General features: G+C 76.1%; 17 protein-coding genes. 13 read left to right on the forward strand and 4 right to left on the reverse strand.

Going from position 1 to position 21,918, the window contains the following annotated elements:
• The first annotated feature begins 56 nt into the window (after positions 1-56).
• The 4 genes from ACFCZN_RS12010 (at position 57) to ACFCZN_RS12025 (ending at position 4,130) form a co-directional block, all read left to right on the forward strand.
• Positions 57-1,064, forward strand: a complete 1,008-nt coding sequence (locus ACFCZN_RS12010; protein ID WP_430556938.1) for a glycosyltransferase family 2 protein — start codon at positions 57-59, stop codon at positions 1,062-1,064.
• The gene (locus ACFCZN_RS12015) at positions 1,061-2,209 is read left to right on the forward strand and encodes a glycosyltransferase (protein WP_430556939.1); all 1,149 of its coding nucleotides are present in this window, start codon (positions 1,061-1,063) and stop codon (positions 2,207-2,209) included. Before ACFCZN_RS12010 ends, ACFCZN_RS12015 begins: the two co-directional genes overlap by 4 nt.
• Positions 2,206-3,234, forward strand: a complete 1,029-nt coding sequence (locus ACFCZN_RS12020; protein ID WP_430556940.1) for a lysylphosphatidylglycerol synthase domain-containing protein — start codon at positions 2,206-2,208, stop codon at positions 3,232-3,234. Before ACFCZN_RS12015 ends, ACFCZN_RS12020 begins: the two co-directional genes overlap by 4 nt.
• A gap of 140 nt (positions 3,235-3,374) precedes the next feature.
• Positions 3,375-4,130: a class I SAM-dependent methyltransferase gene (locus ACFCZN_RS12025; RefSeq protein WP_429764596.1), complete on the forward strand. Its 756-nt coding sequence runs from the start codon at positions 3,375-3,377 to the stop codon at positions 4,128-4,130.
• A gap of 31 nt (positions 4,131-4,161) precedes the next feature.
• Here the strand turns inward: ACFCZN_RS12025 and ACFCZN_RS12030 are convergent, their stop codons facing one another.
• Positions 4,162-4,920 carry a TIGR03089 family protein gene (locus ACFCZN_RS12030; protein ID WP_430556941.1) on the reverse strand — a complete coding sequence of 253 codons (759 nt, stop codon included), beginning with the start codon at positions 4,918-4,920 and terminating at the stop codon, positions 4,162-4,164.
• Positions 4,921-5,082: 162 nt separating this feature from the next.
• Here ACFCZN_RS12030 and ACFCZN_RS12035 point away from each other — a divergent pair, with 162 nt between their 5' ends.
• The 3 genes from ACFCZN_RS12035 to ACFCZN_RS12045 all read left to right on the forward strand — a co-directional run bounded on the left by ACFCZN_RS12035 (position 5,083) and on the right by ACFCZN_RS12045 (position 10,545).
• Positions 5,083-5,418 (forward strand): WhiB family transcriptional regulator, encoded by a 336-nt coding sequence (locus tag ACFCZN_RS12035; RefSeq protein WP_429733639.1) that lies wholly within the window; start codon positions 5,083-5,085, stop codon positions 5,416-5,418.
• 88 nt (positions 5,419-5,506) lie between these two features.
• Positions 5,507-8,878, forward strand: a complete 3,372-nt coding sequence (locus ACFCZN_RS12040) for a glycosyltransferase (RefSeq protein ID WP_430556942.1) — start codon at positions 5,507-5,509, stop codon at positions 8,876-8,878.
• Positions 8,875-10,545 carry a DUF5719 family protein gene (locus ACFCZN_RS12045; RefSeq protein WP_430556943.1) on the forward strand — a complete coding sequence of 557 codons (1,671 nt, stop codon included), beginning with the start codon at positions 8,875-8,877 and terminating at the stop codon, positions 10,543-10,545. The genes ACFCZN_RS12040 and ACFCZN_RS12045 overlap by 4 nt, the downstream gene beginning before the upstream one ends.
• 10 nt (positions 10,546-10,555) lie before the next feature.
• On the opposite strand, the gene ACFCZN_RS12050 is transcribed toward ACFCZN_RS12045, so the two are convergent.
• Positions 10,556-11,044, reverse strand: coding sequence for a metallopeptidase family protein (locus ACFCZN_RS12050; protein ID WP_430556944.1), 489 nt, complete (start codon positions 11,042-11,044; stop codon positions 10,556-10,558).
• Positions 11,045-11,218: 174 nt separating this feature from the next.
• Between ACFCZN_RS12050 and ACFCZN_RS12055 the strand changes: the two genes are divergently transcribed.
• A complete protein-coding gene (locus ACFCZN_RS12055) occupies positions 11,219-11,575 on the forward strand; it encodes a DUF3499 domain-containing protein (RefSeq protein WP_429764601.1) in 357 nt (118 codons plus the stop codon).
• Positions 11,576-11,602: 27 nt separating this feature from the next.
• Here the strand turns inward: ACFCZN_RS12055 and manA are convergent, their stop codons facing one another.
• Positions 11,603-12,811 carry a mannose-6-phosphate isomerase, class I gene (gene manA, locus ACFCZN_RS12060; RefSeq protein ID WP_429764602.1) on the reverse strand — a complete coding sequence of 403 codons (1,209 nt, stop codon included), beginning with the start codon at positions 12,809-12,811 and terminating at the stop codon, positions 11,603-11,605.
• 104 nt (positions 12,812-12,915) lie between these two features.
• Here manA and ACFCZN_RS12065 point away from each other — a divergent pair, with 104 nt between their 5' ends.
• Positions 12,916-14,355: a phosphomannomutase/phosphoglucomutase gene (locus ACFCZN_RS12065; RefSeq protein WP_430556945.1), complete on the forward strand. Its 1,440-nt coding sequence runs from the start codon at positions 12,916-12,918 to the stop codon at positions 14,353-14,355.
• Positions 14,352-14,540 carry a Trm112 family protein gene (locus ACFCZN_RS12070; protein ID WP_429764604.1) on the forward strand — a complete coding sequence of 63 codons (189 nt, stop codon included), beginning with the start codon at positions 14,352-14,354 and terminating at the stop codon, positions 14,538-14,540. The genes ACFCZN_RS12065 and ACFCZN_RS12070 overlap by 4 nt, the downstream gene beginning before the upstream one ends.
• Before the next feature lie 13 nt (positions 14,541-14,553).
• Here the strand turns inward: ACFCZN_RS12070 and ACFCZN_RS12075 are convergent, their stop codons facing one another.
• A complete protein-coding gene (locus ACFCZN_RS12075; protein ID WP_430556946.1) occupies positions 14,554-15,924 on the reverse strand; it encodes a SpoIID/LytB domain-containing protein in 1,371 nt (456 codons plus the stop codon).
• A 192-nt stretch (positions 15,925-16,116) separates the two neighbouring features.
• On the opposite strand from ACFCZN_RS12075, the gene ACFCZN_RS12080 reads away from it, so the two are divergent.
• The 3 genes from ACFCZN_RS12080 to ACFCZN_RS12090 all read left to right on the forward strand — a co-directional run bounded on the left by ACFCZN_RS12080 (position 16,117) and on the right by ACFCZN_RS12090 (position 21,906).
• Positions 16,117-18,078: a peptidoglycan recognition protein family protein gene (locus tag ACFCZN_RS12080; protein ID WP_429764606.1), complete on the forward strand. Its 1,962-nt coding sequence runs from the start codon at positions 16,117-16,119 to the stop codon at positions 18,076-18,078.
• A 62-nt stretch (positions 18,079-18,140) separates the two neighbouring features.
• A complete protein-coding gene (locus tag ACFCZN_RS12085; protein ID WP_430556947.1) occupies positions 18,141-20,015 on the forward strand; it encodes a glycosyltransferase in 1,875 nt (624 codons plus the stop codon).
• Positions 20,016-20,025: 10 nt separating this feature from the next.
• On the forward strand, positions 20,026-21,906 hold the full coding sequence (locus ACFCZN_RS12090) for a glycosyltransferase (protein ID WP_430556948.1): 1,881 nt from the start codon (positions 20,026-20,028) through the stop codon (positions 21,904-21,906).
• Positions 21,907-21,918 lie beyond the last annotated feature (12 nt).

The following is a 21,918-nucleotide window of genomic DNA, read 5'->3' on the forward strand; positions in this document are numbered from 1 at the left end:
GACCCGGCCCCCGGCACGCTGCCGCCGGCGGCTCCCGGCGCCCCGAAGGATGCGCGATGAAGCTGTTCGTCCAGATCCCGTGCCTCGACGAGGCCGGGACGCTCCCGCTCGTGCTCGCCACGATCCCGCGCGAGGTCGAGGGGTTCGACAGCGTCGAGGTCCTCGTGATCGACGACGGGTCGACGGACGGCACGGCGGAGGTCGCCCGCCGGCTCGGCGTGCGGCACGTCGTGCGGCACACCAGCACGCGAGGGCTGGCGCGGTCGTTCCGCGACGGCGTCGACTACGCCCTCGCCCACGGGGCCGACGTCGTGGTCAACACGGACGGCGACAACCAGTACCCGTCGGAGCGCATCGGCGACCTGGTCGCGCCGATCGTCGCGGGCGAGGCGGACATCGTCGTCGCGGACCGCCAGACGGCGACGATCGAGCACTTCTCCCCGTTCAAGAAGCGGATGCAGCGGTTCGGCAGCCGCGTCGTCAGCGCGGCCGCCGGGACGTCGCTGCCCGACGCCGCGAGCGGCTTCCGCGCGTACTCGCGGGGCGCGCTGCTCCGGCTGAACGTCGTGACCCAGTTCAGCTACACCATGGAGACGATCGTCCAGGCGGGGAACAAGCGCCTGCGGATCGCGAGCCTGCCGATCACCACCAACGCGAAGACGCGCGAGTCGCGGCTGTTCGCCAACATCTGGCAGCACATGGCCCGGTCGGGGAAGGCGATCGTGCGGTCGTGGATCATGTTCCGCCCGCACCTGGTGTTCCTCACGCTCTTCGCGGTGTTCTTCGTCGCGGCGGCCGTGCCCGCCGTCCGGTTCCTCGTCTTCCTCGCCCAGGGGGACGCCGGCGGCCACGTGCAGTCGCTCGTCTTCGCCGGCGCGATGCTCGTCGGCGCGCTGCTGTGCCTCGCGCTGCTCGTCGTCGCCGACCTGCTGCGCACCAACCGCACCCTGATGGAGGAGACCCTCGAGCGGGTCAAGGAGCTCCAGTACGGCCCGCGGCCCGACGACGGCGCCCGCGGCGGCGCCGCGACCCCGGCGCGGGACGACGAGGACGCGCACGCGTGATCGTCGCGTTCGGCACGTACGACGCCGCCCGGCACCCGCGCGTCGGCGTGCTCGTCGACGGGCTGCGCGCCCACGGGTACACGGTGCGCGAGCTCGACCGACCGCTCGGCCTGAGCACCGCCGAGCGGGTGCGGATGCTGCGCCAGCCGTGGCGCCTGCCCGGCCTGCTGGTGCGGCTGCTGCGCTGCTGGGTGCTGCTCACGGGCGACGTCGTGGCGCACCGCCGCGCGCACGGGCGCCCGGACGCGGTGCTGGTCGGCTATCTCGGCCACTTCGACGTCGTGCTCGCCCGCCTGCTGTTCGGCCGCACCCCGGTGCTGCTGGACCACCTCGTCTTCGCGGGCGACACCGCCACCGACCGCGGCGCGCGCGGGGCGCGGGTCACGCTGCTGCGCGGCCTGGACCGCGTCGCCACGTCGTGCGCCGACGTCGTGCTGCTGGACACCACCGAGCACCTGCGGATGCTCGGCGAGCTCGCCGGATCCCGCGCCGCCCGCGGGCTCGTCGTGCCCGTCGGGGCGCCGCAGGAGTGGTTCGACGCCGCCCCTGCCGACGCTGCCGCGCCCGTGGACGCCCGGCCCCTGCGCGTCGTCTTCTTCGGTCTCTTCACGCCGCTGCAGGGCACCGACGTGCTCGCCGAGGCGCTGGCCGCCGCGCTGCCGCGGGCGGCCGAGGACGCCGCCCGCGGCGGGCGTGGCCTGGAGGTCACGCTCGTCGGCTCCGGCCAGGACCTCCCGTCCGTGCGCGACCGGCTGCGCGGCACCCCCGGGATCACCTGGCGCGACTGGGTGGAGCCCGCCGACCTGCCGGCCGTCGCCGCCGCCCACGACGTCTGCCTCGGGATCTTCTCCGCCACCCCCAAGGGGCTGCGCGTCGTGCCGAACAAGGTGTTCCAGGGCCTCGCCGCCGGCTGCGTGGTCGTCACCTCCGACACGGAGCCGCAGCGGCGGCTGCTGGGCGACCACCTCGAGCTGGTCCCGCCCGCCGACCCGGCGGCGCTCGCGGACCGGTTGCTCGCCCTGCGCGACCCGGTCGCCCTCGCCGCCGCCAGGGCCCGCGCGGCGGCCGGGCGGGACCTCGCCCGGCCCGCCGCCGTCGTCCGCCCGCTGGTCCGGCTGCTCGCGTCGCGCGGGGTCCGGCCATGACGGGCGATGCGACGGGCGATGCGACGGGCGATGCGACGGGCGATGCGACGGGCGATGCGACGGGCGATGCGACGGGCGGCGCGACGGGCGAGACCGGGGCGCCGTCCGGGCGGCTCGCCCGGGTGCTCGCGGTGCTGCGGTCGCCGTGGGTGCGCTGGGGCTTCCTCGTCCTCGCGCTCGGGCTCGCGGTGTACGCCGTCGTCGCCGCGGGGGACGACCTCGCCCGCGCGGCCGCCGAGCTCTCCTGGCAGCGGCTCGCCGTCGCGCTCGTGCTGTCGGTCGCCTTCGTACTGTGCACCTTCGTGTCGTGGCGCGTCGTCCTCGCCGACCTCGGCGCCCCGACCGGGCTGCGGGTCGCGTTGCGGGTGTTCGGCCTGAGCCAGCTGGGCAAGTACGTGCCGGGCGGGGTGTGGAACGTCGTCGCGGCGGCGGAGCTCGGCGTCGACCACGGGATCGCGCGCCGCACGTCCGTGACGACGACGGCGGTCGCGACGCTCGTCGGCGTCGTGTCCGGCGCGGTCGTCGGCCTGGTCGCGCTGCCCTTCGTCGCGACCGGGGCGCTGGGGGCCGCCGGGCCGGTGCTGTGGGCGCTGCCCGCCGTCGCCGTCGTCCTGCTGCCGCCCGTGCTCAACCGCCTGGTCGCGTGGGCGCTGCGGGTCGCGCGCCGCCCCCCGCTCGACCGCCCGCTCGGCTGGCGCGGGCTCGGCGCCGCCACGCTGTGGTCGGTGGCCGGGTGGCTGCTCGCGGGGGCGCAGGTGTGGGTGCTCGCCGTCGGCCTCGGGATGCCGCCCGACGCGCAGGGCGTCGCGCTCGCCGTCGGCGGCTACGCGCTGGCGTGGGTGGTCGGGTTCCTCGTCGTCGTCGTGCCCGCCGGCGCCGGCGCGCGCGAGCTCGTGCTGCTCGCGGTGCTGTCCGGAGCGCTGCCGCACGCCGCGGTGCTGCTGCTGGTGCTGGTCAGCCGCGTGCTGGTGACGCTCGCCGACCTCGCCCTCGCCGGCCTCGGCGCGCTCGCGCGTCCGCGGTAGGCGCCCCGAGGAGGCGCCGCTCGCGCGGCGGGGCGTGGTGCCGCCACGGCCGCCGTGCTGGCAGGCTGGCCCCGGCCGACCATGACCGGCTGCAAGCCGCTGGTGCCGCTGACCGAGCCGTCGAGGACGAAGGAATGCCCGTGCCGAACCCCGCCGCGTCCCTGCCACCGCTCACGCTGTACGGCAGCCTGCGGTGGGACGTCGTCGAACCGTTGCTGCCGGGGGCCGCCGGCCGCGTGCTCGAGGTGGGTTGCGGCCAGGGCGCGGTCGGCGTCCGGCTCGCCGCCCGCGCCGCGGCGTACACGGGCGTCGAGCTCGACGCCGACAGCGCGCGCACCGCCGAGCAGCGCCTCGTCGAGGCGGGGGTGCCGGGCACGGTCGTGCAGGGACCGCTCGACTCCCTGCCCGCCGCCGAGCGCTTCGACCTCGTGTGCGCGTTCGAGGTGATCGAGCACATCGAGGAGGACGCCGCGGCGCTCCGCGAGTGGGCCGCGCGGCTCCGACCGGGCGGCACCCTGCTGCTGTCCACCCCTGCCTGGCAGCGCCGGTACGGCCCGATGGACGAGGCCGTCGGGCACTTCCGCCGCTACGACCCCGCCGCACTCGTGGCCCTGCTGCGCGACGCCGGCCTGACCGACGTCGGCCTGCGCCTGTACGGCGTCCCGCTCGGGTACGCGCTGGAGGCGGCGCGCAACCAGCTCGCGCGCCGTCGGCCCGGACTGCGCGAGGAGGGCAGCACGGCGGACCGCACCGCCCGCAGCGGGCGGCTGTTCCAGCCGTCGACGGCCGCGCAGGGCTCGCTCGTGGCCGCCGCGACCTGGCCGTTCCGCGTCGCGCAGCGCGCGTTCCCGCGCACCGGCACCGGGCTGGTCGCCTGGGGCCGCGCCGCCTCCTGAGCCACGAGGAAGCGCCCGCACGAGGTGCTCGTCAGGCGGTGACGCGTTCGGTCTCGCGCAGGCGGTCGAGCCGGGCCGGGTCGGCCGCGAGCTCGGCCGCGGTGGCGGCGGAGGCGAGGACCACGGAGCCGTCGGCGGCCCAGACGGCGAGCAGCTCGCGCAGCAGACCCCCCAGCGGGCGGGCGCCGTCGACGAGCACCCGGGCACCCGGGACGCCGGTGCCCGGCACCAGGTCCGCGAACGCGACCGTGCCGTCGGGGGCGTCCAGCGCGACGGCGGCCGGGTCGGTCTCGGGGGCCCACCCGATGACGTCGCCGTAGGTCATCACGGCGCCCGCGGCGTCGACGGCGCCGGGCGGAAGGTCGCCGTCGAACGACCGGGCGAGCGCGGGCAGCGCGACCGCCACGAGGTCGGCGGCACCGGGCCCGGCGAGCACGCTGGCCCAGGCGTCGGGACGCGCGGTGACGACGACGTCGCCTCCCGTCGCGGGGGTGTCGCCGGCGGGCTCCACGGTGGCGCCGCAGCGCCAGGCGGCCAGCGCCCAGAGCACGCCGCGCCAGTGCGGGGGCAGGTCGAGCGTCACGACCGTGCCCGGCGCGGCGTCGAACTCCTCCACGAGCAGGTTCACGGTCTTGCTCACCCAGTTCTGGAGGACGGCGCCCGAGAGCTCGACGCGTTCGCCGCCGTCGCCGTACCACGTGAGGCGGGGACGCCCCGGGTCCGACAGGACGAGATCCATCATCTGGGAGATCGTCGTGGGGGTGCGGCCGGCGGTGGGGAGCGGGTTCACGCAGGTCAGCCTACGAGTGCCCGGACCAGCACAGGCCGGCACTCGTGTGAATGGGCAGTGGAGATCGCAATCACTAGCACATTTCGACTTGACGCCTCCGAAAGACACGCGTGTAATTCCAGGTATGCAGTTTCCCTAGAGAACGGCATGGAGGGGCACGCCATGTGGAATTTGCTCGATGGGGACCGGGGGGTCTTCCCGTCAGACGTCGGCCGTGAGCCCGAGCGCGTGGCGCCGGTGCTCCCGCTGTTCGGCGACGCTACGACCGACGACGAGACGCTCCTGGGGTGGCAGGAACGGGCGCTGTGCGCCCAGACGGACCCGGAGGCCTTCTTCCCGGAGAAGGGCGGGTCCACGCGTGAGGCCAAGAAGGTCTGCACGTCCTGCGAGGTCCGGGCCGAGTGCCTGGACTACGCGCTCGCGAACGACGAGCGCTTCGGGATCTGGGGCGGGCTCTCCGAGCGGGAGCGGCGCAAGCTGAAGCGCCGCGCCGTCTGACCCGACGCCCGACCGGATGTCCGGCCCGACACGCTCGGGACGGATATCCCACGACCGGATCGGGGCCCGTCGCATCATGGCGGGCAGGATGACTGCTCCGCACCCGATCCCAGCCCGCCCCGGCGGGGAGGTCGCCCCCACGGGCGCGACCGTCGCCGTCGCGCCCGCCGGCGACCGCACCCTCGACGGCACCGGAGCCGTCCCTCTGGTCGTCACCGTGACGGCCGTGGTCGTGACCCGCGGCCGCACCCGATTCCTCGACGCCACCCTCGACGCGCTCGCGCTCCAGGAGCGTGCAGCGGACGAGGTCGTGGTGGTCGACGTCGGCGCGTCGGAGTCCGCCGCGCATCCCGATCTGCGCCTCGGCGGCGCCCGCTTCGTCGCGGCGTCCGGGGTCCGCAGCCTCGGCGAGGCGGTCGACCGCGCCCAGGAGGTCGTCGGCGTCCCCGAGACCGGCTGGCTGTGGATCCTGCACGACGACTCCGCCCCGGAGCCCGACGCCCTGTCCCGCCTGCTGCGCGCCGTCGAGCACTCGAGCGCCGTGGCCGTCGCGGGCTGCAAGCAGCGCCGCTGGCCGGTGGCCGCCGACGGCACGCCCGCGCCCGACGCGAGCATGCTGATCGAGGTCGGCAGCACCGTGTCGCCGCTCGGCCGCCGCATGACCGGCATCGACGACACCGAGATCGACCAGGGGCAGCACGACGCCCGCGAGGACGTGCTCGCCGTCGGGCTGGCAGGCGCCCTCGTGCGGGCGCACGTCTGGGCCGAGCTGGGCGGCACCGACCCGGAGCTCGGCCCGTTCGGCGACGGCCTCGACCTGTGCCGGCGGGCCCGGCTCGCCGGCCACCGCGTGGTCGTGGTGCCCGACGCCGTCGTGAAGCACGCGCAGGCCTCGCTGCTCGGCCTCCGCGGACGCGGGGCCCTGGCGCCCGACCTCGAGGCGTCCCGCTACGCCCGCCGCCGCAGCCAGCTCTACCTGCGCCTCGTCGACACACCGCTGCCGCTGCTGCCGTTCGTCTGGCTCGCCACCCTCCTGTGGGCGCCGTTCGCGGCCATGTACCGGCTGGCGCTCAAGCGGCCCGCGCACGCCCGGGACGAGCTCGTGGCGGCCGTGGTCACGACGCTGCGCCTGGTGCCGCTCTACCGTGCCCGACGCCGCGCGGCGCGCACCCGCCGCCTTCCGCGCCGCGTGCTGACGCCGCTGCTCGGCACGTGGCGGCAGGTGGCCGGCGAACGCCGCGACGCGCGCCTGGCCCGCGCGGAGGCGCAGCGCGCCCGGTGGGCGCCGAGCGAGCTGGAGCGGGCCGACCTGCGGCGCCTCGGGCGCACGCGCCGCACGGTGCTGGCGGTCGTGGCGGTCGCGGTGGTGGCGCTCGACGTCGCCCTCTTCGGCCCGTGGCAGGGCGTGCTGGCCGACGGCGGCCGGGTCGTGGGCGGCGGGCTGCTGCCGGCGCCCGGCACCGTGGGCGACGTCTGGGAGGCGGCGACGTCGGGCTGGGTGCGCGACGGCCTCGGGGTGCGTGCGCCCGCCGACCCGCTGCTCGTACCGCTCACCGCGTTCGCCGTGCTCGCGGGCGGCGGGCTGCAGACGGCGGTGAACGCGCTGGTCCTCCTCGCGCTGCCGCTGGCCTCCCTCGGCGGCTGGTTCGCGGCCGGCGCGCTGACGCGGTCGGTCGTGGTGCGCGCGGTGGCGGCGCTCGCCTGGGCGGCGGCGCCCGGCTTCCTCGCGTCGCTGGGCTCGGGCCGGCTCGGGGCGGTCGTCGTGCACCTGACGTTGCCGTGGCTGCTCGTCGCCGTGCTGCGCACCGTGGGGGTGCAGGCGCGGGACGTCGCGCTCGCGCCCGGACGGCGTCGCGGGTCCCTGGGTGCCGCCGGTGCCGCCGGGCTGCTGCTCGCGGTCGCGGTGTGCGCCGCCCCGGTGCTGCTCCCCGTGGCCGTGGTGCTGATCGGGGTCGGCGCGCTGCTGGTGCGCCGCGCGTGGCGGTCGCTGCTGCTGGTGCTGCTGCCGGCCGTCGTCGTGCCGCTGCCGTTCTGGGGCGAGGTGCTCGGCACCTGGTCGGACGGCGGGTGGCGCCTGCTCCTGGCCGAGCCCGGCGCCCCGCTGGTCGCGTCCGGCACGCCGACGGCGGTGGAGCTGCTGCTCGGCCTGCCCGGGGACACCGCGTGGTTCGAGCCCTGGCTCGGGACCGACGGCACGCTCGGGCGGGTCGCCGTCGTGGGTCCGGCCCTGCTGGGCGGCGCCGTCCTGGTGCTGGCGGCCGTCGCGCTGGTGCGGCCGCGGGCCGTGCGCGGGGTGCGCCTGGCGTGGCTCGCCGGGGCGGCGGGCCTGACGACGGCCGTGCTCGCCGTCGCGACGGCGGTGGCGAGCGGGTCGGCGGGCGACGGCACGGCCGCGAGCGTGACCGGCTGGCCCGGCGTCGGGCTGTCGGTCCTGCTGCTCTCGCTGGGCGCCGCCGCGATCTGCGCGCTGCCGTCGACGGGACGGGTGCCCACGGCGGAGCCCGTCGCCCGGGACGCGCGGGGGACACGGAGGGCCGCGTCCGCGGGAGTCGTCGCGGTCGCCGTCGTGGCCCTCGCGCTGCCGGCGGCGCAGCTCGCGTCGTGGGCGCTCGGCTCCACCGGCGGCCGGGTGGGCGACCTGAGTGCGGCCGAGACCGCCGTGGTGCCCGCCGTCGGCACCCAGATGCAGGCGCCCCCACGGTCGGCCCGGGTACTGCAGCTCGACCGGGTGCAGCCGGGGGGCGGCGCCGACGCGTCGGGCGCGGCGGTGGTCGACTACGCGCTGCTGCACGCGGACGGCACCCGGCTCGAGGACTCCTCCACGGTGGTGCGCGCCCGCGCCGCCGGCCTGGTGGGCGGCGCCGAGCGCACCGACACCGCGCTGCTGGACCAGGTCGTGGCGGAGGTCGCGACCGGACGCTCCACCGACGTCGTCGACCGGCTCGCGGCGCTCGGCATCGGGGCCGTGCAGGTCCCCGCCGGCGGCGACGCGGAGCTCGCCACCACGCTCGACCTCGTCCCGGGCCTCGCCCGCGTGACCGAGGAGGGCACGCTCGTCTGGCGCGTCACGACCGACGGCCCCGCGCCGGGCTGGGCGACCGTGCTCGAGGGCGACGGCGGCGACGCCGCGCCCACGCCGTTCTTCGCGCCGAAGGACGCGGTGCGCACGGCGCCGTCCGACGGGACGAGCGCCGGCGGCCGGCTCGCCCAGGGCGGCGAGGACCGCACGCTGCGGATCGCGGAGACGGCGGACTCCGGCTGGCACGCGACGCTCGACGGGCGGCGGCTCCCGGCCGAGGACGCCGGGGGGACGCAGGCGTTCGCGGTCGGCGCCGAGGCGGGCCGCGTGCGGGTGTGGTTCGAGGCGCCGCACCGGACCGCCTGGCTCGCCGCCGCGGGGCTGGTCCTCCTGGTGCACGCGTTGCTGGCGCTGCCCGTCGGACGGCGGCGGGGACGATGACGGCGCCCCGGAAGGGCGCCGGGAAGGCGGGCGAAGACGTGCGGACGACCCGGGTGCCGCGCGGCGTGCGCGCCACGGCGGCGGCGGTCACCGGGGTGGTGGCCGTCGGTGCGCTGGCGGCCGTGGCCGTGCTGGGCGACCAGTGGGCGCAGTCGTGGACGGGTGCGGAGCAGCAGGCCGTGGCCGCGGGGACGCGCACCGTCGGGGTGCAGCCGGCGGACGCCACGCTCGTCTGCCCGACGCCGGTCGCGCTGCCGGACGGTGCCGACGTCGGCGACCAGCAGTTCGACGCGACGCCGGTGCCGACGACCAGCGGCCTCGGGGCGTTCGTCCTGGGCAGTGCGGAGGACGGCGCGCGCACCACGGCCCTCGGGGGCAAGGACTCGGAGGAGCTCGCCACGGGCGAGGCCGCGGCCGCCTGGCAGGGTGGCGTGGACGCCACCCGCGTGCTGCGGGCGACGCCGGTGGTCGACGAGCCGTTCCGCGCGGCCGGGACGATGGGGTCGGTCACGACGCAGGGAGACCTGCGCGGGCTCGGGGCGGGCGCGTGCACCGCGCCGTCGACGTCGCAGTGGCTGGTGGGCGGCAGCACGGAGGTGGGCTCGACCGCCACGCTCACGGTGCAGAACCCGTCGGAGCAGCCCGCCACGGTGGCCCTCGACGTGTACGGGCCGGGCGGCCCCGTCGCCCTCGGCGGCCAGGGGACGTTCACCGTCGCGCCCCACGAGCAGGTCACGACCCGGCTGGAGTCCGTGGCGCCGGAGCAGGGCCGTCTCGCGGTCAACGTGCGCGCGGCCGGGGCCCGGGTCAACGCGAGCCTGCAGACCCAGGCCATCGACGGCCTGCTGCCCGCCGGGGTGGACCTGCTGACGGCCGGCGCGTCGCCGCGGGAGTCGCTCGCGGTCGGGGCGGTGCGGAGCCGGGGCGAGGCGGTGGACGACCCGCACGCCCCACGGCTGCGGCTCCTGGCGCCCGGCGAGAAGGACGGGACGGCGCGGGTCACCGTGTACGGGCCGTCGGGGCCGGTCGTGCTGCGCGGCGCCGACGAGGTCGAGCTGGAGGCCGGCGCCGTGACGGACGTGCCCCTCGGAGGGCTGCCCGACGGCTGGTACACGATGGTCGTCGACGCGGACGTGCCCGTCGTGGGCGCCGCACGGACGGACCAGCCGGGACGACAGCCGGACGACTCCGTGGTGGACGGCACCCCGTACGACGTGGCGTGGTCGGCGGCCCAGCCGGTCCGCTCGTCGGACGGCGCCGGAGCCGCGGGCCAGCTGGCCGTGCCGGGTGGCGTGCGGACGGGCCTCACGCTCGCCGCCGTGTCGCCCGACCGCGGCCCCGACGCCGAGCCCGAGGGCACGGCGGGCGTCACGGTGCGGGTCTACGACGCGTCGGGCGCCGAGATCGGCAGCGAGGACGTCGAGCTCACCGCAGGGGTGACGACGCCCGTCGCGCTCGAGGACGTCGTCGCGGAGGGCGCCGTGCCCGCCGGGGTGAGCGTCGACCGCGCCGACGGGGGCGGCGCCGACCTGGCGGTCACGTGGGCCGCCGTGCTGCGCGCCGACGACGGCACGGACGACTCCGGGGCCCTGCTGGCCGCCGTCGCCCCGACCGCCGCCGTCACGACCCCCGGCGCCGTCGAGGTGCGCACCGTCGACGCCGGCTGACAGGTCGAGGTCAGGAGTCGTAGCCGGGGTCGATCTCCTCGGGCGTGCGGGCCAGCAGGTGCGCCACCTGCTCGACGACGACGTCGCGCACCAGGTCGGCGCGGTCGGCGTCGTCGGCGGCGCGGAAGTCCACCGGGCGGCGGTACACCACGACGCGCGCCGGCCGGCCGGACTCGGCAGGGAAGCAGCGGCCCAGCGGGACGCCGTCGGACTCCCACGGTGCGGGCTCCGACGGCGGCACGTCCTCGACGGCGAACTCCGTGCCCGCGAGCTGCGGGCCCCAGCGGCGCTGCAGCAGCTCGACGACGTCGAGCACCAGGTCGTCGAACTGCTCCGCGCGGGTGCGGTACGCCGGCATCCCCGGCGGCAGGAGCGGTCCGCGCACCCCGCGGCCGCGGCGGTCGCGGCGACGGACCGGGGGGACGGCGGCGGGGTCGGGAGCGGGGCCGGGTGCCGGAGCGGGTTCGGGGCGGTGCTCGGGGCGGGGGGCGTGCTGCACCCGTCGAGCCTACGGCCGATCGCGACGTCGGCCCCGAGCCGGTCCCGAAGCCGGTCCCGAGGTCGGTCCCGACGCCCCGTCCCGTCGTCGCTGACGGGGTCACGGTGCGGTCACGACCCGCACCGACCGGCGAGCCCCACGCACGCGCCCCCGGCCGCGGCGTATTCTCCCCGCGTGAGATCGGTGAGGCAGTGCTCGCGCACGGCATGCACGCATGCCGCCGTCGCGACGCTCACGTACGTGTACGCGGACTCCACGGCCGTGCTGGGTCCGCTCGCGCAGCACGCCGAGCCGCACAGCTACGACCTGTGCGCCCAGCATGCCGAAGGGCTGACGGCGCCCCGCGGGTGGGAGGTCGTGCGCCTCACCCCCGCGTTCGAGGAGCCGGCCCCGTCGCCCGACGACCTGTCCGCGCTGGCGGAGGCCGTCCGCGAGGCGGGGCGAGTGCGCCAGGAGCCGGCGGGCGAGCCGTCGTCGGTCACCGAGACCGCCCGTCGCGGCCACCTGCGCGTGCTGCGCGAGGCCGACTGACGCGTCGCGGTCGTCGCTTCGGCCCGGTCAGGGGACCCAGGCGCACACCGCGTGCCCGGCACCCGACAGCCTGAGCTCCCCGGCGTCGTGCGGCACGAACACGGAGCCGCCCCGGTGCAGGGTCGCGGGGGCGGGGCAGCCCTCGGCGGCGAGCTTGAGGTCGCCGGAGAGGCACAGCACGATCCGGGGTCCCTCGGCAGGCAGCTCGACGTCCTCGGCCGGGTCGACGTCGGCCACCGTGAGCGCGAACTCCCGCACCGGGGCGCGGTAGGTGGTCACCTGGCCCCGCCCGCCCGCGGAGCGCGTGCGCGGCGGTTGCGGCGGGCGCGGCACGAACGACGCGCACTCGACGAGGGCGGCCTCGTCGACCAGCTTCGAGGTGAGGCCCGCCCGCAGCACGTTGTCCGACGACGCCATGATCTCGACCCCGAGCCCGGACAGGTACGCGTGCACCTCGCCCGCCGGGAGGAAGAGACCCTGGCCCGGGTCGAGCGTCACGCGGTTGAGCAGCAACGACGCGAGGGCGGCGGGGTCGCCCGGGTGCTGCTGGGCGAGCTGCAGCACGGTCGCGTCGGCGCGGGACGACGGCGAGCCCCCGGCCAGGCGCGCGGTGACGGACGCGACGGTGGTCGCGACGTCGGCGGGCGCGCCCGGGTCGCGACGCGCGGCGACGAGGCGGGAGAACGCGGCCTTGACGCCGCCGGGGGAGCGGTCGTCCCGCAGGACGGCGCGGACGGCGTCCACGAGGTCGCCGTCGAGCCCGTCGAGCAGGTCGAGGACGGCGCGCGGCGCCCGGAACCCGGCGAGCCCCTCGAACTCGGTCAGCGCGACGACCATCTCGGGCTTGTGCTGGTCGTCGTGGAACGAGCGGCCCGGGTCGCCCGGGGGCAGGCCCTGGCGGTTCTCCCGGTTGAACCCCGCGCGGGCGGCGTGCGGCTTCGGGTGCACCTGCAACGACAGCGCCCGCTCGGCCGCGAGGACCTTGAGCAGGTAGGGCAGCCGGGGCCCGTAGTCGTCCGCGACCCGGCGGCCCAGCATCGCATCCGGGGCCGAGCGCACGAGCTCCAGCAGGGAGCCGTCGCCGTTCACCCGCGACGGCGCGCTGGGATGGGCGCCCAGCCAGAGCTCGGCGGCCGGCGTGCCGTCGGGCTCGGTGCCCAGCAGCCCCTGGATCTGCGTGCGCGAGCCCCAGTCGGCGTGCTGGACCGTGTTCTCCAGCGGGTAGAGCTCAGGCACGGGACCACCCTTCCACACGTGCGCCCGCGCGGCGCCGCCCGCGCCGGAAGTCCGCCCGCAGAACCACCCGCCCCGGGGCGCGGCAGGCACGTACGCTGTGGGTCGTGACGATCGACCTGGCCGACATCATCAAGGCGTACGACGTGCGCGGCACCGTGCCCGACCAGCTCTCGCCGGACGTGGCCCGCGCGATCGGCGTCGCCTTCGCCCGCGTGGTGGCGGCACCGGAGGGCGCGACCCGGGTCGTCGTCGGCCACGACATGCGCGAGTCCGGGCCGGAGCTCGTCGACGCGTTCACCGCGGGCGTCACCGCGGCCGGCGTCGACGTCGTGCGGATCGGCCGGTGCTCCACGGACGGGCTCTACCACGCGTCGGGCGCGCTGGACGCCCCGGGGGCGATGTTCACGGCGTCCCACAACCCCGCCGTCTACAACGGCATCAAGCTGTGCCGTGCGGGAGCCCGGCCCGTCGGGCAGGACACCGGCCTGGCCGACGTCCGCGAGCTCGCGCAGCGCCTGCTCGACGACCCGTCGACCGACCCCTCCGACGACGACGCGGTGACGCCCGGCACGGTCTCCGACGTCGACACCCTGGCCGACTACGCGGCGTTCCTGCGCGGCCTCGTCGACGTGTCGGGGATCCGGCCGCTCAAGGTCGTGGTGGACGCCGGCAACGGCATGGCCGGGTACACCGTGCCCGCGGTGCTGGGCACCGCCGCCGGTCTGCCGGCGCTGCCGCTCGACGTCGTCCCGCTGTACTTCGAGCTGGACGGCAGCTTCCCGAACCACGAGGCCAACCCGCTGGACCCGAAGAACCTCGAGGACCTGCGGGCCGCCGTCGTCGAGCACGACGCCGACCTCGGCCTCGCGTTCGACGGGGACGCCGACCGCTGCTTCGTGGTCGACGAGCACGGCGACCCGGTCTCGCCGTCCGCGGTGACGGCGCTGGTGGGGCTGCGCGAGGTGGCCAAGGAGCTCGAGGCGGGCCGCACGCCCACGGTGATCCACAACCTCATCACCTCCCGCGCCGTGCCCGACCTGCTGCAGGCCGCGGGCGCGACGACGGTGCGCACCCGCGTGGGCCACTCGTTCATCAAGGCGCAGATGGCGCAGCACGACGCCGTGTTCGGGGGCGAGCACAGCGCGCACTACTACTTCCGCGACTTCTTCTTCGCGGACACCGGGATGCTCGCGGCGCTGCACGTGCTGGCCGCGCTCGGCGGGCAGCCGCACCCCCTGTCGGCGCTGGCGGAGATGTACTCGCCGTACGTGGCGTCGGGGGAGATCAACTCGACCGTGACGGACGCGGCCGCGGCGACCGAGCGCGTGCGCGACGCCTACGCGAGCGCCTACCCGCAGGCGGACGTCGACAGGCTCGACGGCCTCACCGTGGCGCACTGGGACGGCCACCCGCAGTGGTGGTTCAACCTGCGCGCGTCGAACACGGAGCCGCTGCTGCGGCTCAACGTCGAGGCCGCCGACGAGGACATCATGGTGAAGGTGCGCGACGACGTCCTGTCGCTCGTGCGGACGGAGGACGCATGACCAGCTCGATCGACCCGTGGGTGCGCTCGATCCTGCGCTGCCCGGTGACGGGCGCGGAGCTCGTCGACGCCGTCGGGCCGGACGGCGAGCCCGAGCTGCGCTCGACCGACCCCGAGCGGCCCCTGGCGTACCCGGTGCGCGACGGCGTCCCCGTGCTGCTGGAGAGCGACGCCCGCCCGCTGTGACCCGGGCCCTGACCTAGGACACCGCGGTGATCTTCGTGATCCACGCCGCGGGCATCGACCCGGCGGTCGTGCGCTTGCCTACCGTCGACCGGATCGTGTCCGCCTTGCCGGTGACCGTCGCCGTCTTCCCCGTCGACGACGTCGCCGTGAGGGTGCGGGCCTGACCGCTCGACCACTTCGCCGTGACCTTGATCGATTGCACGTTCGACAGGCCGAAGAGGGCGCGGGCCTGCGACTGGGTGAGCGTGCGGGTCCACGACGCGTACGAGTTGCCCGGCGCCGCCTTGCTGTACGGGTCGGACACCGAACGCTCGTAGGCGATCTTCGACGACCAGACGTCCTCCGAGTTCGCCGTCCGCCCGCCGCTGGACGAGTAGTAGTGCGCGGCCACCGCGTTGCCGCCGTACGTCAGCACCCGGGCCCTGGTGCGGCTGGACGTGGTGGCGTCGACGCCCTTCTTCCAGACCTTGCCGTACCTGGCGTCCGTGCCCTCGCTCTCCTTCTTCCAGCCCGAGTAGTACTGGTCGCGCACGTCGTCGACGACGTTGCACCGGCACGCGGCGAGGAGCGGCTTGGTCATGACGTAGGACCGGGCGGTGATCGCCTGCGCGGCCAGGGCGGACAGCCCCCCGTTCAGGCCCCACGACGACGGCATCTCCGCGATGCCGTACAGGTACTCGGTGTTGAGCAGCACGTCGTTCGTGATGTTCGGGACGCCGCCGTGGGCCGTCGTCGTGAGGCGGCCGTGCTTGTACGAGCCGTGCGCCCCGGACACCGTCGCGACCGCCGTCTTCCCGGTGGGCTTGTAGTACCGGGTGCCCGACCAGGTGATGCGCAGCAGCTGGTCGTAGTACCTCTTGTCGTTCACCGTGATCCGGGACCGTCCGCCGGCCGTGACCGTGACCGCGAAGGTCTCCGTGCCGGAGCCGGAGGCCAGGGTCTTGCCGTCCTCGTCGGCGAGGCGCCAGTCGCCCCCGCGCACCGTGACCGTGGTCGTCGTCCTCGAGTCGCCGTAGCCGGACCGCCCGAGCGGGTCCTTGCCGTAGACCTGGACCAGGATGTTGTTGCCGGTCGTGTCCTTCCAGGCGACCTTCCCGCCGGAGTAGTAGTGCTGGAGGATGCTCCAGCTGGCCGATCCCTGCCGCGCCATCTGATAGGCGCCGTACTGCGGCATCCCCACGCCGTGGCCGAAGCCCGAGCCGGTCAGCGTGAAGGACGACGGGACCGCGGCCTCGGCGGACGTCGCGGCCACCACGGTGCCGCTCACCGCCAGCAGGCCGGCGACGGCCGCGACCACGGCGCGCCGGAGCCGGCGCCGTGGTCCGGGCCTCCCCGGTCGTCGGGCCACGGTCGGCAGTGTCGAGAGCTCGTGCGTCATGGTCATGCACCCCCTCTTGCACTGTGCCTCAGGGGCGGCGCGCGAGCATCCGGAGGAGAAGGATCCCCGTTCGAGGTGCTGGCCGACCGATCCGTCCCTATCGTCGTGCGGGTCAGGTGCCCGGCGCGACGATGCGCGGCCTTGATCGCCCCAGAGATCGCCGGAAGATCGACCAGAGCTGGACGAGCGGAGACGAGCATGACGACGACACGCAGGGCTCGACGGGCGGCCCGGACCGCCGTCACGACGTCGACCGTCGTGGCGCTGGCCCTCGCGGGGGTCGTGCTCCCCACGGTCTCCCTCCCCGTCCCGAAGGCGCACGCCGTCGCCCCGGACGTGGAGCACGTCCCGGTGCGCGGCATCGACGCCGGCGCCCGGCACGAGAAGGGGGCGCTCGCCGACGCCGTCGGGCACGAGCACGACGCCGCGGCCGAGGCCGCCGGGAACACCGCCGCGGTGGAGGGTGCCGAGACGCTCAGCGACGTCCCGACGCCCGAGCCGGACGACGGGGCGCTCGCCGCGCTGAGCGAGCGCACCACGACGCAGGACTTCCTGGTCGCCGGGGTGACGTGGGACGGGACGTCCACCGCGACGGTGACCGAGGTGGCGGTCCGCGTGCGCGAGTCCGGGACGTGGAGCGAGTGGCAGTCGCTCGGCATCGACGACATCGGGCTGCCCGGGAGCCGGGCCGGGACCGAGCCGCTCGTGACGGCGGGGGCCGACGGCGTCCAGGTCCGTGTGCGCACCGAGAGCGGGGTGCCGCCCACCGGCCTGAAGGTCGACGTCGTGGACCCGGGGACCTCGCGGGCCGACGCGTACGTGGGCGACGACCAGGCCCCCGCGGCGTCCGCCGACGCCGGCACCGGGACCGAGATCCGCCCGAAGATCGTCAGCCGCTCCGGGTGGGGGGCGGACGAGTCCCTGTCCGGGAGGTGGCCGGAGATCTCCGGCAAGCTCAAGGCCATCTACATCCATCACACGGCGGGCACCAACAGCTACAAGGAGAGCCAGTCCGCGGCGCTGGTGCGCGGCGTCTACGCCTATCACACGAAGTCACGGGGCTGGCCCGACATCGGCTACCAGTTCCTCGTGGACAAGTACGGCAACATCTTCGAGGGGCGCAAGAAGTCGCGGTGGGACAACCCGGTCGGCGCGCAGGCCGGCGGGTACAACACCGGCACCATCGGGATCTCGGCGATGGGGAACTTCGACACGGCGCGGCCGTCGAGCGCGCTCGTCACGGCGCTCGCCAGGGTCGTCGCCTGGAAGAGCTACACGTACGGGATCAACCCGCGCGGGACCGTGGTCCTCCCGACCGGCGGGAGCACGGGATCGGGGACGCGCGCCAAGCCCGGCACCGACGTCCGGGTGCCGACGGTGCTCATGCACCGCACCACCAACCTGACGGCCTGTCCGGGGCAGTACCTGGCGGCCAAGATGGGCACGATCCGCGCGGGCGCCGACTCGCGGCGCGACGCCGCGATCAAGAAGTACGGCTCGATCGTCCCGAAGGTCAAGGCGCCCACGCGCGTCGACCCGACGTCGAACCAGGCGCCGGTGCAGTGGAACGGCAGCTCCACCTACCGGTGGAAGCCCGTCTCGGGTGCGTCGAGCTACCAGGTGCTGCAGCGCTACGCGAGGTGGAACGAGGGCATGCCGTACACGTACTACTGGCGGGAGGTGAAGCTGACGTCCGGGACCTCGATCACGCTCAGCCAGAGCACCGGTGAGTCCCGCGAGCTCGCCGTGCGGGCCGTCGACTCCGACCATCGCCGCGGACCGCTCACCACCCTGGCGCGGACCAACAGGGCGGTCAGTCCCTCCAGCTGGAAGAAGTCGTCCGGGTGGAAGAAGGTCACCGGCTCGTCCTACTTCGGCGACTACGCGTACCGCACGACGACGAAGGGCGCCTACGTCCAGCTCCCCGGCGCGAAGCAGGTGCGACGCGTCGTGATCCGCGGGGCGACCAGCCCCTCCGACGGTCGCCTGCAGGTGCGGGTCGGCGGGAAGGCGATCGAGACGCTGGACTTCGGCAGGGCCTCCGACGGCGACCGGATCTTCACGGTGTGGGTGCCGAGGACGAGCGGCACGGTCACGCTCAAGACGCTGGACTCCGGCAAGCAGGTACGGATCAGCAAGATCGTCCTCGCGAGGTGGTAGCGCACGGGGCATGAGAGGCCGGTCGGCCGGGACGACCGGCGGCGGACGCTAGGGTCGGGCGCGTGCACCTGGCGCAACAGCTGATCCTGACGCTCCCACCCGACCGCCGAGCCCTGGCCGTGGAGGAGGGGCCCGCCGTCGTCGCCGACGGCGCGGTCCGCGTGCCTGCGGGCACGAGCCAGGGGCTCGCCACCTACTTCTCCGCGTTCCCCGCCTCCTACTGGGTGCGCTGGGCCGGCGCCGGGACCGTACGGCTGGAGGTCGCCGCGGCCGGCGCCGGCACGCTGCGACTCGTCCGCTCGGACGCGCGCGGTGCCGCGTCGGTCGTGGGCTCCGCGCCGGTCGACGACGGCACGGTGACGCTCGACGCCGACGTCGCGGGCATGGCCGACGGCGGCTGGCTGTGGGTCGAGGTGGACGCGGGCGACGCGGACGTCCTGGTCACCGACGCGCGCTGGCTCGTGGACGTCGCGCCGCGGCGGACGGGCGACGTGTGCCTGTCGATCACCACGATGGACAAGCCGGAGTACTGCGTCGCGACGCTGCGCCGGATCGCGTCGTCGGAGGCGCTCCGGGGCGCGGTCGGGACGGTGTTCGTGATCGACCAGGGCACGCGACGCCTGGTCGACCATCCCGACTACCCGGAGGTCGCCGCTGCCCTCGGTGACCAGCTCACGGTCGTCGAGCAGGGCAACCTCGGCGGTTCCGGGGGCTTCTCGCGCGGCATGCTCGAGACGCTGGAGCGCGACGGCGCGGACGCCGTGCTCATCCTCGACGACGACGTCGAGGTGGAGCCGGAGGCGCTGCTCCGCGCGATCCGGTTCCACCGCGCCGCGCGCGAGCCCGTCGTCGTGGGCGGGCACATGCTCGACCTGAACCGCCCCACGGTGCTCAACTCCTTCAGCGAGGTGGTGCACGAGGGGACCTTCAACTGGGGTCCGCCCGAGGCCGACCAGCAGTGGCACGACCTGGCCGCCGCGCCGCTGCGGGACACCCCCTGGCTGCACGCGCGCGGCGAGAGCGACTTCAACGGCTGGTGGATGTGCCTCATCCCCACCGCCGTGCTGCGCGACGTCGGGCTGTCCCTGCCGCTGTTCCTCAAGTGGGACGACGCCGAGTTCGGGCTGCGCGCGCGGGACGCCGGCCACGCCACCGTGTCCTTCCCGGGCGCGGCGCTGTGGCACGTGGCGTGGACGGAGAAGGACGACACCGTCGAGTGGCAGGCGTACGTGCACGTGCGCAACCGGATCGTCGCGGCGCTGCTGCACGCCCGCCGCCCGCGCGGCGGCCTGCTCCTGGCGAACCTGCTCGCCACCGACCTCAAGCTGCTGCTGGGGATGCGGTACTACCCGGTGGACCTGCACGTGCGAGCGCTGCGCGACCTGCTCACCGGGCCGGGCGACCTGCACGCGGGGCTCGGCGACGTCGTCCCCGCGTCGCGCGCCGTGGGCGCGGCCTACCCCGAGACGACCACGTACCGGCCCGGGGACGCGGTGTTCGACGCCGCGGTCGCGCGGCGCTGGACGGCGCCGGCCCGGCCGAAGCCCACCTCGGCGGTGGCCCTCGTGCGGCTCACGCTGCGCGGCCTGGCACGCAACCTGCGCCCGGCGCCCGGCGGGATGCCGCGCGGCGCTCTGACCCGTGACCAGGCCACGTGGTGGGAGGTGCCCGAGCACGACTCCGTGCTGGTGCTGGCCGGCGACGGCGCCTCCGGGACCTGGCTGCGCCACGAGCGGCGTCGCGTGTGGCGCCTCGCCGGCGCGACCGTGGTGGCCCACCTGCGCCTCGCGGCGCGGTGGGGCACGGTGTCCCGGCGCTGGCGCGCCGCGGCACCGGCGCTGGCGGCGCCGGAGACGTGGCGCGCGACCTTCGCCCGTTCCGCGGGCGCTCCGCACGACGCGCCGGGCGGGGTCCGGCGCCCCTCCCAGCACCACTAGGATGTGCGGGATGTCCTCTCCCACCGTCGTCGCGGTCGTCGTGTCGTACAACAGGGCCGCGCTGCTCGGCGCGGCCCTCGACGCGCTGGCCGCCCAGAGCCGGCCGATCGACCGCACGGTCGTGGTCGACAACGCGTCGACCGACGACGCCCTGCAGGTCGCGCGGTCCCACCCGAGCGCCCCCGAGGTCGTGGCGCTCCACCGCAACACCGGCGGCGCGGGCGGCTTCGCCGTCGGCCTCGCGACCGCCGTCGCCGACAGTGCCGCCGGACCTGCCGCCGACCTCGTGTGGCTCATGGACGACGACACGGTCCCCACCGAGACGGCGCTCGAGGCCCTGCTCGGCGCCCGCGACGCCTACGCCGGCGACGTCACCGCGATGGCGAGCCGCGTCGTGTGGACCGACGGGAGCGACCACCCGATGAACACGCCCCGCAGCCGCCCGGGGGCGTCGCCCGCCGAGCTGTCCCGGGCGCGTGCCGCCGGCGCGATGCCGGTGCGGTCGATGTCGTTCGTCTCGATGCTGGTCGACGCGCGCGCCGTGCGGGAGCACGGCCTGCCCGTCAGCGACTTCTTCATCTGGAACGACGACTTCGAGTACTCCACCCGCCTGCTGCGCCGCGGCACCGGGCTGTACGTCCCGGGCAGCGTCGTCGAGCACCGCACCGCCCGGCTGGTCGGCACCGACCACGACCCCGGCCCGCGCTTCTACTACGAGGTGCGCAACAAGATCTGGACGTTCACGCGGTCGTCCGCGCTCGCGCCCTCCGAGCGCCTGCTCTACGGCGGCTCCACGCTGCGCCGCTGGGCGCGCACCGTCGCGCGCTCGTCCGACCGCGGCACCCTGCTCAAGGCCGGCGGCCGCGGGCTGTGGCACGGCGTCGTGCGCCGGCCGCGGGCCGACAGCGAGGTGCTCGCCGGCGTCGGGCCCGCCGCCGCCAGCGTCGCGCGCGTCGAGCGGGGGCACGAGGACGCGCCCGTGCGACCGGCCGACTGCCCGGCGGCGGCGTCCGCCGCGCCGGTCGTCGCCCGCGGCCCCCTCGACGACCACCGGTTCTCGGTGCTGCTGCCCGTGTACGCGGGCGACGACGCCGCGCACCTGGAGCGCAGCTTCCTGTCCGTCACGCGCGACCAGACGCTGCGGCCGGACGAGGTCGTCGTCGTGCGCGACGGGCCCGTCGGCGAGGAGATCGCGGCCGTGCTCGGGCGCCTGCACGAGCTCACCGCCGTGCCCGTCACGCTGGTGCCGCTGGAGAAGAACGTCGGCCTCGCCTGCGCGCTGGAGGCCGGGCTGGAGGCGTGCAAGCACGAGATCGTGGCGCGCGCCGACGCGGACGACATCTCCCGGCCCGAGCGGTTCGCCGCGCAGGTGCCCCTCGTGGCAGCCGGGTGCGACATCGTCGGCTCCGCGATCCAGGAGTTCGACGACGACGAGCACGCGCCCGGCATGGTGCGCGTACCGCCCACGGGCGACGACATCGCGACCACCGCGCGGTTCCGCGACCCGTTCAACCACCCGTCGGTCGTGTACCGGCGCTCGGCGGTCGCCGCCGCGGGCGGGTACGAGCACCTGGACCTCATGGAGGACTACCTGCTCTTCGCCCGCATGATCGCGGGCGGCGCGGACGCGCAGAACGTCGTCGAGCCGCTGGTGCTGTACCGCGTCGGCGCCGGGGCCTACGCGCGCCGCGGCGGCCGCCGTCTGCTGGCGTCCGAGCTCGCGCTGCAGCGCACGCTGCACGCCGAGGGCTTCCTCACCGGGCCGCAGATGGTGCGCAACGTCGTGGTGCGCGCCGGCTACCGCGTGGTGCCGGAGCCGGTGCGCAAGGCCGGGTACCGCGCGTACACCCGCCTGCGCGGCGGCTACGAGCCCCACCGACCGACCCCCTGACCAGGAGGAGAG

The sequence above is a fragment of the Isoptericola sp. NPDC056134 genome (genome assembly GCF_042264825.1).
Lineage (GTDB): Bacteria > Actinomycetota > Actinomycetes > Actinomycetales > Cellulomonadaceae > Isoptericola > Isoptericola nanjingensis.

Excerpts from the sequence above, each read along its gene's own strand:
- ACFCZN_RS12045 (WP_430556943.1), top strand. The coding sequence starts at position 8,875 with ATGACGGCGCCCCGGAAGGGCGCCGGGAAGGCGGGCGAAGACGTGCGG.
- ACFCZN_RS12070 (WP_429764604.1), top strand. The coding sequence starts at position 14,352 with ATGACCAGCTCGATCGACCCGTGGGTGCGCTCGATCCTGCGCTGCCCG.
- ACFCZN_RS12035 (WP_429733639.1), top strand. The coding sequence starts at position 5,083 with ATGTGGAATTTGCTCGATGGGGACCGGGGGGTCTTCCCGTCAGACGTC.
- ACFCZN_RS12090 (WP_430556948.1), top strand. The coding sequence starts at position 20,026 with ATGTCCTCTCCCACCGTCGTCGCGGTCGTCGTGTCGTACAACAGGGCC.
- ACFCZN_RS12040 (WP_430556942.1), top strand. The coding sequence starts at position 5,507 with ATGACTGCTCCGCACCCGATCCCAGCCCGCCCCGGCGGGGAGGTCGCC.
- ACFCZN_RS12075 (WP_430556946.1), bottom strand. The coding sequence starts at position 15,924 with ATGACCATGACGCACGAGCTCTCGACACTGCCGACCGTGGCCCGACGA.
- ACFCZN_RS12080 (WP_429764606.1), top strand. The coding sequence starts at position 16,117 with ATGACGACGACACGCAGGGCTCGACGGGCGGCCCGGACCGCCGTCACG.
- ACFCZN_RS12020 (WP_430556940.1), top strand. The coding sequence starts at position 2,206 with ATGACGGGCGATGCGACGGGCGATGCGACGGGCGATGCGACGGGCGAT.
- ACFCZN_RS12010 (WP_430556938.1), top strand. The coding sequence starts at position 57 with ATGAAGCTGTTCGTCCAGATCCCGTGCCTCGACGAGGCCGGGACGCTC.